The 15,486-nt window shown below is 43.1% G+C and carries 11 protein-coding genes and 1 rRNA gene; 10 read left to right on the plus strand and 2 right to left on the minus strand.

Features of this window, described 5'->3' with window-relative positions:
- Nucleotides 1-304 precede the first annotated feature (304 nt).
- A complete protein-coding gene (locus IM479_RS10130; RefSeq protein WP_286825560.1) occupies nucleotides 305-1,114 on the plus strand; it encodes an aminotransferase class IV in 810 nt (269 codons plus the stop codon).
- A gap of 56 nt (nucleotides 1,115-1,170) precedes the next feature.
- On the opposite strand, the gene IM479_RS10135 is transcribed toward IM479_RS10130, so the two are convergent.
- Nucleotides 1,171-1,521 (minus strand): single-stranded DNA-binding protein, encoded by a 351-nt coding sequence (locus IM479_RS10135; protein ID WP_002797092.1) that lies wholly within the window; start codon nucleotides 1,519-1,521, stop codon nucleotides 1,171-1,173.
- 227 nt (nucleotides 1,522-1,748) lie between these two features.
- Here IM479_RS10135 and IM479_RS10140 point away from each other — a divergent pair, with 227 nt between their 5' ends.
- The 9 genes from IM479_RS10140 to IM479_RS10180 all read left to right on the plus strand — a co-directional run bounded on the left by IM479_RS10140 (nucleotide 1,749) and on the right by IM479_RS10180 (nucleotide 15,307).
- Nucleotides 1,749-2,786 carry a rod shape-determining protein gene (locus tag IM479_RS10140; RefSeq protein ID WP_287675117.1) on the plus strand — a complete coding sequence of 346 codons (1,038 nt, stop codon included), beginning with the start codon at nucleotides 1,749-1,751 and terminating at the stop codon, nucleotides 2,784-2,786.
- A gap of 90 nt (nucleotides 2,787-2,876) precedes the next feature.
- On the plus strand, nucleotides 2,877-3,626 hold the full coding sequence (gene mreC / locus IM479_RS10145) for a rod shape-determining protein MreC (RefSeq protein ID WP_286825561.1): 750 nt from the start codon (nucleotides 2,877-2,879) through the stop codon (nucleotides 3,624-3,626).
- Nucleotides 3,593-4,174, plus strand: a complete 582-nt coding sequence (gene mreD / locus IM479_RS10150) for a rod shape-determining protein MreD (protein ID WP_287077296.1) — start codon at nucleotides 3,593-3,595, stop codon at nucleotides 4,172-4,174. The genes mreC and mreD overlap by 34 nt, the downstream gene beginning before the upstream one ends.
- Nucleotides 4,175-4,303: 129 nt before the next feature.
- Nucleotides 4,304-6,757 (plus strand): transglycosylase domain-containing protein, encoded by a 2,454-nt coding sequence (locus tag IM479_RS10155; protein WP_287684805.1) that lies wholly within the window; start codon nucleotides 4,304-4,306, stop codon nucleotides 6,755-6,757.
- A 145-nt stretch (nucleotides 6,758-6,902) separates the two neighbouring features.
- Entirely contained in the window at nucleotides 6,903-8,663 is a 1,761-nt protein-coding gene (locus IM479_RS10160) for a M61 family metallopeptidase (protein ID WP_287684806.1), read from the plus strand.
- A 23-nt stretch (nucleotides 8,664-8,686) separates the two neighbouring features.
- Complete coding sequence (locus IM479_RS10165) at nucleotides 8,687-9,613, plus strand: branched-chain amino acid transaminase (RefSeq protein WP_287684808.1); 927 nt, start codon at nucleotides 8,687-8,689, stop codon at nucleotides 9,611-9,613.
- Nucleotides 9,614-10,167: 554 nt separating this feature from the next.
- Nucleotides 10,168-11,688: a circadian clock protein KaiC gene (gene kaiC, locus IM479_RS10170; RefSeq protein ID WP_002797104.1), complete on the plus strand. Its 1,521-nt coding sequence runs from the start codon at nucleotides 10,168-10,170 to the stop codon at nucleotides 11,686-11,688.
- A 79-nt stretch (nucleotides 11,689-11,767) separates the two neighbouring features.
- The gene (locus IM479_RS10175; protein ID WP_287684810.1) at nucleotides 11,768-12,598 is read left to right on the plus strand and encodes an amino acid ABC transporter substrate-binding protein; all 831 of its coding nucleotides are present in this window, start codon (nucleotides 11,768-11,770) and stop codon (nucleotides 12,596-12,598) included.
- Nucleotides 12,599-12,682: 84 nt separating this feature from the next.
- On the plus strand, nucleotides 12,683-15,307 hold the full coding sequence (locus IM479_RS10180) for a DNA polymerase III subunit alpha (RefSeq protein ID WP_287684811.1): 2,625 nt from the start codon (nucleotides 12,683-12,685) through the stop codon (nucleotides 15,305-15,307).
- A gap of 47 nt (nucleotides 15,308-15,354) precedes the next feature.
- Here IM479_RS10180 and rrf read toward each other — a convergent pair.
- Nucleotides 15,355-15,472, minus strand: a 5S ribosomal RNA gene (gene rrf / locus IM479_RS10185).
- Nucleotides 15,473-15,486 lie beyond the last annotated feature (14 nt).

A 15,486-nucleotide genomic window follows, 5' to 3' on the forward strand; every position in this document is an offset into this window, starting at 1 on the left:
AAATCCTTATCTGGCAAGAGATTTAATTGATTAGTTCGCTCTAGATCAAAAACAATTGACAAAAATCGCTAAATGCCTTTCTATATAAGGGTTACATCCCTTATAACCCCCGTCCATTGCATAACACAAACCGAAGAGCCTCCCTTAAATAGCCTAGAATCCAACCAAGCAAAAAGCTTTGATTATTTTCTGCTAAAATATCATAACTACTCTAGAAGACCCTTAAAACTCAAATCTGATAACTGATAACTGATAACCGATAACTGATAACTGATAACTGATAACTGATAACTGATAACTGATGATGTATTGGTATAATGGCGAATTAATCGAGGATGAGCGAATAAGTCTGGGTATTGATGACGTGGGGTTGCTTTATGGAGCCACAATATTTACTACCCTGCGTATCTATCAACAAAGCTTAGATCATCCTCTAACCCATTGGCAAGAGCATCTCGAACGTTTGCACTCTAGTTTACAAGTTTTCCACTGGCCCGCTCCCGATTGGCAGCGAATTCGCCAAGGAGCCGAAAAATTATCCCTATTGTATCCTGTCCTGAGAATTACAATTTTTCCCGATGGTAGGGAGTGGATTAAAGGCAGATTTTTACCCGAAGATTTAAACCTTAGACAAGAGCGGGGAATTATTGGGTGGGTAATAGATAATCCCGCTTGGCAACGGGTTTTAGGAGAACATAAAACTGGTAATTATTTAACCCCTTGGTTAGCGTCACAAACTGCTCAAAAAAAAGGAGCAAAAGAGGCGATATTAGTTGATCGAGTCGGGAATTGGTTAGAAACTAGCACGGGCAATTTATGGGGATGGAAAGATAATTGCTGGTACAGTCCCCTGCTTACTGCTGATATTTTACCCGGGATCGGGCGCTCGGCTTTGATCGGCTGGTTAAAAAAACAAAATATTTCCCTGCAAGAAAATCTCTGGACTCCTGAATTTGTCAGGACTTTACAAGGAATTGCTTATAGTAATTCTCTGGTGGAAATTATCCCTTTTAATTCTATTCTTGGCTGTGATCTAGAGATAAATACAGCTATTTATCGGCAAGTTTTACCGGATTTACAGCAATATTTTTCCAGTCAATTAGAGAATAAATAAAGGTGTGTTACTAGAGGCTAACACACCTAAAATCTGGAAATAATACCGCTCAAGCTTTAAAATTCTCGCTCGGAATTAGCCTCACTATCGCGTTTAGAACCGAGTAAATCTAGTTGATCGACGAGAATCACCGGTTTAGAACGAGCTAATCCCGTGTTTTTATCATTCCAAGTATCCATTTTTAAAGAACCTTTAATCCCGATTAAACCGCCTTTTTTCACATAATTAGCGGCCACCTCCGCCGTTTTGCCCCAAATTTCCAGATCGAACCAATCCGGCTGATCGCTATTTTTAGAGCGACGATTAACCGCTAAAGTGAAAGTACATAAAACCTTACCCGACTCGAAATACTTGGTTTCCGGGTCTCTCCCCGCTCGTCCCACCAAATGAACCAGATTTAAACTCATGGTCTTAAATCCTCAATTTAGTACAATAGTATGTTTATTTTAGCCCGAAACCCTGACTTTGACCGGTGGGCAGCCAGAAAATTAGGCCGAAGACTTGCGTAAATCTGGAGAGAAAGAAGCGATAATTAACTAGACTTGAGAAACAAAACGTAATAAAATCCAAGTCGATTCGATCGAAAATCTAGCTATAGCAAGCAACGTTGTTATCAGAACAGGAGTGAAAACAAGTGGGTTTTTTTAGAGGTCTAGCCTTATCAAGGGACATAGGTATAGACTTGGGGACAGCAAACACCCTCGTTTATGTATCAGGGAAAGGCATCGTTTTAGAGGAACCATCGGTAGTGGCGATCGATCAAGATCGTAACCCGATCGCTGTCGGGGAGGAGGCCAAAAAAATGCTCGGTCGGACTCCGGGCCATGTCACCGCTCTGCGACCCCTGCGCGATGGGGTAATCGCCGATTTTTACAGTTGCGAGATCATGTTAGCGGAATTCATCAAACGAGCGCTCGATGGCACGATTGGCAATCCCCGCATGGTAATCGGTGTTCCCAGTGGGATTACCGGAGTAGAAAGACGTGCGGTGGTGGATGCGGCCAAAAATGCCGGCTCGCGAGAAGTGGGGTTAATTGATGAACCGGTTGCTGCGGCCTTGGGTGCCGGTTTACCCGTCTCGGAAGCGACGGGAAATATGATCATCGATATCGGTGGTGGCACGACGGAAGTGGCGATTCTCAGTCTTAATGGGACGGTGATCAGCGAATCGGTGCGCGTCGCTGGGGATGAACTCACGGAAGCAATTATCGCTTATCTGAAAAAAGTCCATAACCTAATTATCGGGGAACGCACGGCCGAAGATATTAAAATTCGCCTTGGTTCAGCTTATCCCTCCCCCGGAGATGAATTTCCTCCTCTGGAAGTGCGGGGATTGCATCTCATGTCCGGTTTACCCCGCACCGTGACGATAAAAGCGGAAGAAGTGCGGGAAAGTATGGATGAGCCACTTTCCGTGATCGTTGATGCGATCAAACGTACCCTAGAAAAAACTCCCCCCGAATTAGCGGCCGATATTATCGATCGCGGCATCATGTTAGCGGGAGGGGGTGCTTTATTACGGGGACTCGATCGCCTAGTCAGTCACGAAACCGGTATCGTTACCCATATCGCTGAAGATCCCCTGCACTGTGTTGTCAAAGGCACGGGAGAAGTGTTAAAAAATCAGAAACTCTTTGAGCGGATCGTTAATGAAACAACTCGCAATGTCTAAAGGTCACTAGGATCGGTTAGCCGTTAGCTATCAGCAGCGGAAAAATACACGGATTCTCACTCTACACAGCCAAGAGGTTTAAAATCGCTCATGTATTCAGCACGACGAAAATGGACACAGCAGGGATGGCGACTTTTTCTGCTCGCTGCCGCTTTGGGGGTGGCTTGGTACATTCGTACCTATCAAAGTGGGGCGATTTTAGAATTGTATGGTTTATTAACCCGCCCTTTTCAGGGAGAGGAAACTAATCTGCAAGAGCAACTTCTGGCCGATCAACGGGTGCGAGAATTACAAAATCGTTTAAGTGAAGTCGAATATCAAAATCAACAATTAAAAAAACAGCTTGGTTATTATCAAACCCAGAAAAAACCCCTGATTTCTGCCCCAATTATTGGCCGCAGCGCTGATGATTGGTGGCAACAGGTAATTATCGGTCGGGGTAGCACCGATGGTGTGGAAGTGGGTGCTTCGGTGACGGGAATTGGCGGTTTAGTGGGACGGATTACGGAAGTTACTCCCCACACCAGCAAAGTTTTATTGGTCAGTAATTCCCAAAGTCGCATCGGAGCAACGGTGAATCGTAGTCGGGCCATGGGTTTAATTCAAGGTCAGGATTCCCAAGTCGCCACCCTGCGCTTTTTTGAAAAAGCTCCCGATGTGAAACCGGGAGATGTGGTGACAACTTCGGCTTTTAGTAGTCTTTTTTCGCCAGGTTTGCCCATCGGTCGCATAATTTCCCTTAATTTACAGGAAAATCCCGCCCCCACCGCCAAAATTGAATTTACCGCCACCGTGGACAATCTCGAATGGGTCTTCGTTCACCCGCAACCCCAGCAGTGAGAGGGGGAATTATGCTGAAATTAAGCCGTTTATCAGCCCGTTCTCGTTTTATACTGAATATTTTAGTCACTGTCGCTTCACTGCTTCTCTGTACCTTTCTTTCCTTAATGCGGCTGCCCGGTATGGAGATTTTAGGCATCGCTCCCAATTGGTTACTGATTTGGTTGGTTAGTTGGAGTCTCAATCGCTCTTGTCTCGATAGTGTGGTGGCCGGATTAGCGCTCGGCACTATTCAAGATAGTCTTACCTCTAATTATCCTTCCCATATCATGGTTTTTGGTCTCATCGGTTTCCTCACTTCCCGTTTACACCGACAACGTTATGTTAAAGAAGAATTGATCGCCGTGGTCTTAATTGTCTTTGTTATGACTTTAATCGCCGATGGTGCGATCGCTTTTCAATACTATCTACAAGGAGGCAAAAATCTCCCTGATCTTTGGCTCGATTATCAACGCCTTGGCCTCACTTCTGCTCTGCTTAGTAGTCTCTGGACTCCCCTCGTCTATTATCCCCTCCAGCAATGGTGGCGACAATTTAGTGATCTTTAGGGGATAGGGGATAGGGGTTAGGGGATGGGGAGATGGGGAAATGGGGGTAAAACCCTAAAACCCCAACACCCTACACCCAACACCCAACCCCCTACACCCTACACCCTCACCCTCACCCGCTCAACTAACATGAAATACAAACAAAAACTTAGTCAATTTTTTCATAATCTTGCTAATAAATTAGAGAATTCCGAGCAACCCCCTAAAGTCGCTCCTATCGACTCCGAATCTGCGCCAGTTGCGGGGGAAAAGCCAGTAGAAGCCGCTTCCGAAGAAAAAAAGGTTAATTTAGTCTCCCGAACCAGTAGCAAGGCTCTAGAGACGTTAAAACCCTTAAAAAACAAATTTACTACCCTGATCGACAATTCCCCCTTACCGCAATGGCGACAACATCCCCGCTTTGGGTTGTACTTGGGATTGGGATTAGGCGTAACTGGGGGCATTTTAGGGGTAGGTTGGGGCATTTATCGCCTTGAAACCTCTCTACCGCAAAATATCGCCGATATACAAACCTATGCTCGTCCCGGCACCCTAACCATTCAAGCCGCTAATGGGGAAATCCTCAAGCAAAATGGCCCTAGCACTTACGAAACCGTGAAAATTGCCCAAGTTCCCCAACTGGTACAGGAGGCCTTTATCGCTAGTGAAGACCGCCGGTTTCGCGAACACGGGGGAGTTGATGGCCAGGGTATTGCTCGCGCTCTCTTTTCTAACCTGAGAGCCGGGGGAGTGGTGGAAGGAGGCAGCACCATCACCCAGCAATTGGCTCGGATTGTCTTTTTATCCCAAGAAAAGAGCTTTGATCGCAAATTACGGGAAATGCGTATCGCTCAGAAAATAGAAGATAAATATACAAAAGACCAGATTTTAGAGCGTTATTTTCACCTAGTTTATCTCGGTTCCGGGGCCTACGGTCTTGCCGATGCCGCTTGGTTATATTTCAGTAAACCCGTCGATAAATTAACTCTAGCCGAAGCTGCCACCCTTGCAGGGATTGTTCCCGCTCCTAGTCTCTATTCTCCCCTCGAAAACCCTAAATCTGCCCTAGAACGGCGTAATATCGTCCTCAAAACTATGGCCGAGGTGGGATTTATTACTAACGCTCAAGCAGAACTGGCGATCGCATTTCCCCTAGGCATTAAAACCAGTCCCCTAAAACGTCTGCAACGGCAAGCGGCCTATTTTACCGATTATGTGGAAAAAGAACTGCCGCAACTGGTTCCCGCTAAAACCCTAGAAGCGGGGGGATTGGTGGTAAAAACTACCCTTAATCCTCGTTGGCAAAGCGAAGGGGAGGAAGTGGTAGAAAGAGCGGTTTCTCGTTATGGCAAGTGGCAGAACTTCCAACAGGCGGCTTTAGTGGCAATTGACCCCAAAAATGGACAAATTAAGGCCATGGTCGGGGGAATTGACCACGATAAGAATCAATTCAATCGGGTGACACAGGCAAAACGTCAGCCAGGATCTACTTTTAAGCCTTTTGTCTATGCGGCGGCGATTGCGGCGGGGAAATCCCCCTATTCTAATTATAAAGATGCACAGTATGTGGTGGATGGTTATAAACCAGAAAACTACGGCGATAAGTATAGCGGCCGCGAGGTGTCCATGCGCGATGCTTTGACTTCTTCCCTGAATGTGGTGGCAGTTCAGGTGTTAGTGGCTGTGGGTTGGAATCCGGTGATTAAATTAGCTCAAGATCTGGGTATCCAGTCGAAACTTTTACCCACTTATTCTTTGGCTTTGGGTGCTTCGGAAGTCAATCTTTTAGAATTGACTAGCGCCTACGGAACCTTTGCTAATAATGGTGTGCATCAACCAGTTTACGGTATTAATCAGGTACTCGATCGCCATGGTAAAGTAATTTATCAAGCCAATTTTAAACCGAAAACTGCTCTCAATCAAAACACGGCGGCGACGATGACTTGGATGCTGCAGGATGTGGTTAATTCGGGAACGGGAACCCCCGCACAAATTGGTCGTCCGGTGGCAGGAAAAACCGGCACTTCTGACAAGGCTCGCGACCTTTGGTTCGTCGGTTATATTCCCCAATTAGTCACGGGAATTTGGCTCGGTAATGACAATAATAAACCCACCAATGGAGCCAGTACCATGTCCGCTTGGATGTGGCGACAATTTATGTTAGAAGCAATTAAGGATATTCCCTATCAAGGTTTCCCAGAACCGAATTTAGGCAAACGTCCAGTGACAGTAAAAGCGGAACCAATTAAACCCCGACGTACCTACTTTACCCAAACTACTAACAATCGTTTAGCCAGCAGCGATGAGGGTTCCCCCACCGAAGGACCCATCCGCAGACGGCGACGGGTTCGGGTAAGTCACGAGCAAACTATCGTTCGTTCTAATACTAGCGAACCCAGCCAACGCCGTTCTAGTCGTCGGCGTACTACCGTCGCTCCTACCAGCGCCGCTGCTCCTAGTCCTGAAAATACGGCCCCCCCGGCAGCAGCCGAACCGATTACCGTTCCCGTCACTGTGGCAGCTCCCGAAACTCGTTCGGTTCCCCTACAGGTAACTCCTCCCCCCGATGTGACTCCTCCTGCACCCCCAGCAGAAAGACGCTGAATCGGCAAAAAAACCCCGCAAATCCTGCGGGGGTTACAGTTCCACAACTGCTCGGTAAAATCTTGGAAAAAAATCGGATTTTTGGCGGCGAAACTGGGTAAATTGGCCGAAAGCTTGCCGCTATAATAACTAAAAAGCCTGTTTAATGCCGATGACCAGTCTTATTTCCCCCACTACCGTCTCCTCAACCCGTTTAAGTCTCAGCTATCAAGTGGCTATGCCGGAACCGACTTCACACCTCTTTGAAGTTACTCTACAGATTACTGGTTGGCAAGCACCGATTTTAAACCTAAAAATGCCGGTTTGGACTCCCGGTTCCTATCTAGTGCGGGAATACTCCCGTTTAGTCCAAGATTTTCAAGCTGTTAACCTCAACAGTCGCAAAGTTGCTAAAAATCACTGGCAGATTGACACCGGTAATAGTTCAGAAATAACGGTCAAATATCGCGTTTTTGCCCACGATTTAACCGTCAGAACCAACCATCTCGATGATACTCACGGTTACTTCAACGGGGCCGCTTTATTTTTCTATATCCCCGATTATCAAAAACATCCCCTCACCCTGACAATTATCCCCCCCCATGGCGATTGGCGCGTTACCACTACCTTAAAATCTTTATCCGGACAGAAAAACACTTTTCACGTTCCCGATTTTGATACCCTGGTGGACAGTCCTGTGGAGGTGGGTATTCATCAGTTATACGATTTTGTCGTCGAGGGAAAACCCCATCAATTAGCTATCTGGGGACGGGGAAACGCCAATCCTAGTCAAATTATCGCCGATACCACTAAAATTATTCAAACCGAGTCGGCTATGTTCGGTGGACTCCCTTATGATAATTATCTCTTTTTGCTACATCTTTCGGCGGCTGGTTACGGGGGACTAGAACATAAAAATTCCTGTACCCTTAACTATGCGCGTTTGGGATTACGAGATAAGGATAAATATAATCGTTTTCTGCAATTAGTCGCCCATGAGTTCTTTCATCTCTGGAATATCAAGCGTATTCGCCCAAAAGCTTTAGAAAGCTTCGATTATGACGCAGAGAATTATACTTCTTCCCTCTGGTTTGCCGAAGGAACCACCAGTTATTACGATATGATAATCCCTCTACGGGCAGGAATATACGATAGTAAGACTTTTTTAGAGCTTTTAAGCAAGGAAATCACCCGTTATCTCAATATACCCGGTCGTCTTGTCCAACCGCTAGGCGAATCTAGTTTCGATGCCTGGATAAAACTCTATCGACGGGATAGCAATAGCGATAATAGTCAAATTTCCTACTATCTCAAGGGGGAATTATTGTCGCTGCTTCTCGATTTACTAATTCGCACCCACACCGATAACCGTCGTTGCCTCGATGATGTTTTACGCTCGATGTGGCAACATTTCGGTAAAGAGGAGATTGGTTATACCGATGGGGAATTGCAAGCAATTCTCGAATCTGCCGCAGGGGTGGATTTAAGCGACTTCTACCGCCGTTATATCGACGGTTTGGCAGAATTACCCTTTAATGAATATCTTGAACCTTTTGGACTCTATCTGCGGGGTGTTGGCAATGGGGAGACGATACCTCATCTGGGAATGCGGGTACAGAGTGAAGCGGGTAAAGAAATGATTAAATTTGTCGAGATGGGTTCCCCTTGTCAAAAAGCGGGAATTAATGCTGATGATGAGTTATTAGCCATCGATGGATTGCGGGTGACGGCGGAACAGTTAAACGAAAGATTAAAAGACTACCGCGCAGGTGATATTATTCAGATAACAGTCTTTCATCTCGATGAATTGCGAACCCTTGCTGTTCCACTGGCCACCCCGCAGACGATTCGCTATGAAATTATCAGGGTAGAAAATCCTTCTAATAGCCAGAAACAAAATTTTTCCGCATGGGTAAATCCCGTTTAGTTCTTGGTTAAATCAACAAAAAAATGTCTATTACCGCCGAAATTACTTTCCTTCCTCTCGCCTATTTTGAGAATAAATTTATCCCTTTCAGTGAGGCAAAATTATCCATTGCTACCCACGCACTACACTACGGAACTGCCGCTTTTGGGGGTTTACGAGGTACTCCCGACCCTAGCAATCCCGGACAGATATTATTATTTAGATTAGACCGTCATTCTCAGCGTTTAAGTCAAAGTGCTAAGTTTCTTAATTACGAGATTACTGCCGATAAAATCTATCAAATAATTATCGATTTTGTGAAAAAGAATCAGTGTCATCGACCTTTTTATATTCGTCCCCTTGTCTATAGTTCGGGGTTGGGAATTGCTCCGCGATTGCATGGTATCGAGAAGGATTTTCTAGTCTATGGTCTAGAAATGGATGATTATTTAGCAGCCGATGGGGTTAACTGTCGGATTAGTTCTTGGTATCGTCAGGAGGATAGAAGTTTCCCGTTGCGAGGTAAAATTAGCGCCGCTTATATCACTTCTGCTTTAGCAAAAACGGAAGCGGTAGAATCGGGGTTTGATGAGGCAATTTTGATGAATTCTCAGGGTAAAGTCTGTGAAGCGACGGGAATGAATATTTTTATTATCAGAAATGGTCAGCTAATTACTCCTAGTTTTGACCAAGATATTCTAGAGGGGATTACTAGAGATAGTGTTTTAACTATCGCGCGGGATTTGGGTATTCCGGTTATTGAAAGACCTGTAGATAAGACGGAGTTATTTATCGCTGATGAGGTGTTTTTAAGTGGCACTGCGGCGAAAATTACTCCGATTAAAAGGATTGAAACTTTTTCTTTACCCGCGGCTAAACCGATTACTTATCAGTTAAAAGAAAAGTTAAGTTATATCGTTCTCAATCAGGAACGAAAGTATCAAGATTGGATTACTAAAGTTCCTTTATAGTTAGAGAAATTAACTTAATTTTTCCTTGAGATGCGCCATCATTTGACGCATCTCAAGGAACCCTAAAATAAACAGAATTTATCTATTTTTAGGTTTGGCTCCTTCCTGTATATAGGGTATAGTTTTATTGGGATCAATCTTCAGCACGGGTTTCTTCCCTGTTGCTGTTTTTTATTGTTGATTGTCGGTTTTTTGCTGATTTTGATTATTATCGGTTGTATGTTCCATAGTAGAGCAAATAAGTATGATTATACCTTAAACTCTCTCAAAGTTGTCAAGGATAGTATTAATCCACTAAATACAAAACTTACTTTGATTCTAACTATTAGTTTATTGGTATTTTGGTTAATTGTGGCCAAGATTTACCTACTTATATAGTTTCCCTTGAATATAACCAATCTCTTTATGCTTGGGTTAAGCTGTCCTGCATTTAAACGATGTCTTGGAAATTTTATTACAAATGCTCAAACTCTCAAACTAGGGATGAATTTCCGGTATCACTGGTCACTGAAATAGGTACAATAAACAGTGGCTCGTTTTCATAGAGAACTTAAATGACGCAAAATAATCCCCTAGAGTTGATTGAGAAGTTAGAAACAGGAATCCCCGGCTTTGATTTTCTTTCGGAAGGGGGATTGCCGAAAGGAAGAGCAACTTTGATAGCGGGGACGGCAGGAAGTGCTAAAACGGTCTTTGCCTGTCAATTTCTCGCAGAAGGCATCAAAAATGGAGAAAATGGCGTTTTTGTCACCTTCGAGGAGCCACCACAAGCACTAAGAAAAAATATGGGTGGTTTTGGTTGGAATATCCGGCAGTGGGAGGAGAATCGCCAATGGGCCTTTGTCGATGCTTCCCCCCAACCGGAAGAAAAGCCGATGGTGACAGGAGAATACGACCTAGGCGCATTAATCGCTCGCATTGAGTTTGCTATTCGCAAAAATAAAGCCAAACGGGTGTCTATGGATTCTTTAGGCGCAATTTTTAGCCATTTAAGTGATAGTGCTCAAGTGAGAAGTGATCTTTTTCGTCTGGCAACCGCTTTGCGAGAATTGGAAGTAACAGCGATTATGACCGCAGAAAGAACCCAAGAATACGGCGAAATCAGTCGTTATGGGGTGGAGGAGTTTGTGGCCGATAATGTGGTGATTTTACGCAACGTTTTAACCGATGAGAAAAGAAGAAGGACGATCGAAATTTTAAAATATCGGGGAACCGATCACCAAAAAGGAGAATTTCCTTTTACAATTATTCCCAACAAAGGGGCCGTGATTATTCCTTTATCAGCTATTGAATTAGAACAAAAATCCTCTAATATTCGTATTACTTCCGGCAGTCTGGAACTCGATAGAATGTGTGGTGGTGGTTTCTTCCGCGATTCGGTTATTTTGGTTTCGGGAGCCACAGGAACAGGAAAAACCCTGATGGTGACAGAATTTATGGCCGGGGGAGTAACCAATGGGGAAAGATGTTTAATTTTTGCCTTCGAGGAAAGTCGCGAACAGTTATTTAGAAATGCTACCGGTTGGGGTGTGGATTATGACCGCATGGAAAAGGAAGGTAAATTAAAGGTAGTCTGCCGTTATCCCGAAACTACGGGTTTGGAAAATCATCTAATTATGATGAAGGAAATTATCGAGGAGTTTCAACCGAATCGAGTGGCAGTAGATAGTTTATCTGCTTTAGAAAGGGTTTCTAATCTGAAAGGATTTCGGGAATTTATTATCGGTTTGACTTCTTTTATTAAGCAAAAAGAGGTGGGAGGATTATTTACTTCCACCACTCCCACTTTATTAGGAGGTTCCTCGATCACAGAAGCGCATATTTCTACAATTACTGATTCAATTATTCTGCTGCGTTATGTGGAAATGTATGGAGAAATGCGCCGCGGTATCACTGTTTTAAAAATGCGCGGTTCTATGCACGATAAGGATATTCGTGAGTTTTCGATCGATCATCAAGGTATGCACATCGGTCAACCTTTCCGTAATGTTACCGGAATTCTGGCTGGAACTCCTATGTACACAGCACAAACAGAAGTAGAACGTTTGAGTGGATTATTCGAGGATCGTAGTTAAAATACAGCAGCATTTGCTAATCGCACATCGGCCGTTAGCTTTTTTCTCCCTATCTCCTTCTTGCTTTCTTGATATGTATATGTCTAAAAACTTTTGCTTTATTTTTCTAGGTCTTTTACTGATAAATAACCTACATTTATCAGCCTTGGCAGAAACAGTTTTACAAAGAATTGCTCGCACGGGAGAATTAAAAGCGGCAGCCAGAAAAGACGCTACTCCCTTTAGTTATATCGATGAGAAAACGGGACAATGGACAGGTTACGGAGTGGAATTAATGCGCTTAGTCCAACGTCGATTAGAACAACAATTAGGTAAACCGATTACAATAACCTTTACAGAAGCGACGACTAATAATCGTTTTCAGCAAGTGGAACAGGGACAAGTAGATTTATCCTGTAATGCGGCAACAATTACGGAAGAAAGACTAGAAAAGGTTAATTTTTCTATTCCTTATTTTATGACAGGAGCGCAATTTTTAACTAAAAGGGAAAATGTTGATAAAATAGATATTAATAACACTTTAGCGGCAGTTGCGATCGCCTATATTCCCCACACCACCACCGATAGTATTATTCGTTATATCTATCCTCTGGCTAATTGGCAAGCTGTCAGCGATCGAAGTGAGGCAGTGGCAAAATTACAAAGGGGAGAAGTAAAAGCAGTGGTTAGTGATGGAATTCTTCTACTGGGGGAAATCATTAAACAAGGACAGGATCCGCGACAATTTGTGCTACTACCCCGTCAACCGATTACCACCGAACTTTATGGCTGTATTTTACCCAAAAACGATCCCGAATGGAAAAAATTTGTTGATACTGTCGTCGGCAGCAATGATAACCAGAAACTGCGAGAACAATGGTTTAATTTAGAAGAAAGTTCTTTCCCCTATAGGATTCTCAGTCAACCCTAAAAATAGACTGTGATTGCTGAAAATTAAAAGTCAGTAAATTCTTGTTTTTTTTGCCTTTTCCTTGTCACTTTTTCCTGAAAAACTATGTCTTTTGTCGGTTTACATATTCACAGTGATTATAGCTTACTTGACGGTGCTTCCCAATTACCGGCACTAATTGATCGAGCGATCGAATTAGGACAACCAGCGATCGCTTTAACCGATCATGGAGTCATGTATGGTGCGATCGAATTAATTAAAACCTGCCGTAATAAGGGAATAAAACCAATTATTGGCAACGAAATGTATGTAGTCAATGGCGATATTGAAGTCAATCTTCGCCACCGAAAATATCATCAAGTTGTTTTAGCCAAAAATACCCAAGGCTATAAAAATCTGGTGAAATTAACTACTATTTCTAATCTGAAAGGTATTCAAGGTAAAGGCATTTTTGCTCGTCCTTGTATCAATAAAGAGTTACTCCAACAATACCACGAAGGATTGATAGTTACCAGTGCTTGCTTGGGTGGAGAGATTCCCCAAGCGATTTTAGCTAATAATAGAAAACTGGCTAAGGAAACTGCTAAATGGTATAAAAAACTTTTTGGTGATGATTTTTACTTAGAAATTCAAGACCACGGTTCTAAAGAAGATCGGATTGTTAATGTAGAAATAGTTAAAATTGCTAAAGAATTAGGAATTAAAGTAGTTGCTACTAACGATTCTCACTTTATTTCCTGTTACGATGTAGAGGCACACGATGCCTTGCTTTGTATTCAAACTAGCAAGTTAATTACTGAAGACAAACGCCTCCGTTATAGCGGCACAGAATACTTAAAATCTGCTGATGAAATGCGTTTACTTTTCCGTGATCATCTGCCCGAAGATGTGATTGAAGAAGCGATTAATAACACCTTAGAAGTAGCAGAAAAAGTCGAACCTTATAACATATTTAATGAACCGAGACTCCCTAATTATCCTGTTCCTGCGGGACATACTGCCGATAGTTATGTAGAAGAAATTGCTTGGTTAGGATTACTAGAAAGATTAAAATGTCCTTCTCGTCACGAGATTGAGCCTGTTTACAAAGAAAGGCTTGAATACGAATTAAAAATGTTACAGAAAATGGGATTTTCTACCTATTTTCTCGTCGTTTGGGACTATATAAAATATGCTAGAGATCATGATATTCCCGTCGGTCCAGGACGCGGTTCTGCGGCGGGTTCTTTGGTGGCATATTCTTTAAAAATAACCAATATTGATCCCGTTCATCACGGTTTATTATTTGAGCGTTTTCTCAATCCTGAACGGAAATCTATGCCTGATATTGATACGGATTTCTGTATCGAGAGACGGGATGAAATGATCCAATACGTCACGGAAAAATACGGGGAGGCTAATGTTGCCCAAATCATTACTTTTAACCGCATGACATCAAAAGCTGTCTTAAAAGATGTGGCGCGGGTGTTAGATATTCCCTACGCCGAATCGGATAAAATGGCGAAAATGATTCCCGTTTCTCGCGGTAAACCCACACCTTTAAAAGTGATGATTTCCGATGAAACTCCCGAACCAGCATTTAAAGAAAGATACGATACGGAACCCCATGTGCGTCATTGGTTAGATATGGCAATTCGTATCGAAGGTACTAACAAAACCTTCGGAGTTCATGCTGCGGGAGTCGTCATTTCTTCCCAACCTTTAGATGAAGTGGTTCCCCTCCAGAAAAATAATGATGGGGCGGTAATTACGCAATATTTTATGGAGGATTTAGAATCATTGGGATTGTTAAAAATGGACTTTTTAGGGTTAAGAAATTTAACCACTTTGAAAAAAACCGCCGATTTAATTAAACAAAATCAGGGTATAGATATCGATCTCGAACAATTGCCTTTAGATGAAAGAAAAGCCCTGCAAATTTGGGCTAAAGGGGAACATAAAAAACTACCTCCCGATATTCTCAAAACCCACGGATTACTAGAAGAAGGAGATTTAGAAGGGATTTTCCAGTTAGAATCATCGGGGATGAAACAGATCGTTAAAGAGTTAAAACCATCGGGTATTGAGGACATATCTTCAATCTTAGCACTCTATCGCCCTGGTCCTTTAGATGCGGGATTAATTCCTCTCTTTATTGGCAGAAAACACGGTAGAGAACCCATTCGTTATGATCATCCTTTATTGGAACCAATTCTTAAGGAAACCTACGCAGTTTTAGTCTATCAAGAACAGATTATGAAAATGGCGCAGGATTTAGCCGGTTATTCCCTAGGAGAAGCGGATCTATTGCGTCGGGCAATGGGTAAGAAAAAAGCCTCCGAAATGCAGAAACAAAGGGAGATGTTTATCGATGGTGCTGCTAAAAATGGTGTGGAAAAAAGAATCGCTGAAAATCTCTTTGAACAGATGGTAAATTTTGCCGAATATTGTCTAGGAGGTGAGACGTTAATTTTAACTGAGGAATACGGATTATTACCAATTGCTAAAATTGTGAGCGAAGAAATTAACTGCACTGTTTATACTGTTGACCAAAATGGTTTTGTTTATAGTCAACCAATCTCTCAATGGCACGAGCGAGGTTTACAAGAAGTCTTTGAATACACCCTAGAAAATGGGCAAACTATCCAAGCAACCAAAGATCATAAATTTATGACTAGCGACGGAGAAATGTTAGCCATAGATACAATATTTGAGCGAGGTTTAGATTTAAAATCCTCTGATTTTTCCTAAAAGCCAAACCCCCCAATCTTGTGTGATTGAGGGGTTAGAAAGAATAATCCTGGCATCGAGCTATTGTCCCGGTCGGCAACCCGACAAGTATCTTGGCCACGGTGAAGTTTCACAACCGAGTTCGGGATGGAATCGGAGTGGTGCCATCACGTTAAAGACACCAGGAAGGGTAGAACCCT

Source organism: Microcystis sp. M165S2 (assembly GCF_020245885.1).
Lineage (GTDB): Bacteria > Cyanobacteriota > Cyanobacteriia > Cyanobacteriales > Microcystaceae > Microcystis.

What these genes read in the sequence shown, in the direction of transcription:
- IM479_RS10135 (WP_002797092.1), bottom strand. Translation starts at nt 1,521, where the DNA reads ATGAGTTTAAATCTGGTTCATTTGGTGGGACGAGCGGGGAGAGACCCG.
- IM479_RS10180 (WP_287684811.1), top strand. Translation starts at nt 12,683, where the DNA reads ATGTCTTTTGTCGGTTTACATATTCACAGTGATTATAGCTTACTTGAC.
- IM479_RS10165 (WP_287684808.1), top strand. Translation starts at nt 8,687, where the DNA reads ATGTCTATTACCGCCGAAATTACTTTCCTTCCTCTCGCCTATTTTGAG.
- IM479_RS10175 (WP_287684810.1), top strand. Translation starts at nt 11,768, where the DNA reads ATGTCTAAAAACTTTTGCTTTATTTTTCTAGGTCTTTTACTGATAAAT.
- IM479_RS10160 (WP_287684806.1), top strand. Translation starts at nt 6,903, where the DNA reads ATGCCGATGACCAGTCTTATTTCCCCCACTACCGTCTCCTCAACCCGT.
- kaiC (WP_002797104.1), top strand. Translation starts at nt 10,168, where the DNA reads ATGACGCAAAATAATCCCCTAGAGTTGATTGAGAAGTTAGAAACAGGA.
- mreC (WP_286825561.1), top strand. Translation starts at nt 2,877, where the DNA reads ATGTATTCAGCACGACGAAAATGGACACAGCAGGGATGGCGACTTTTT.
- IM479_RS10130 (WP_286825560.1), top strand. Translation starts at nt 305, where the DNA reads ATGTATTGGTATAATGGCGAATTAATCGAGGATGAGCGAATAAGTCTG.
- IM479_RS10155 (WP_287684805.1), top strand. Translation starts at nt 4,304, where the DNA reads ATGAAATACAAACAAAAACTTAGTCAATTTTTTCATAATCTTGCTAAT.
- mreD (WP_287077296.1), top strand. Translation starts at nt 3,593, where the DNA reads ATGGGTCTTCGTTCACCCGCAACCCCAGCAGTGAGAGGGGGAATTATG.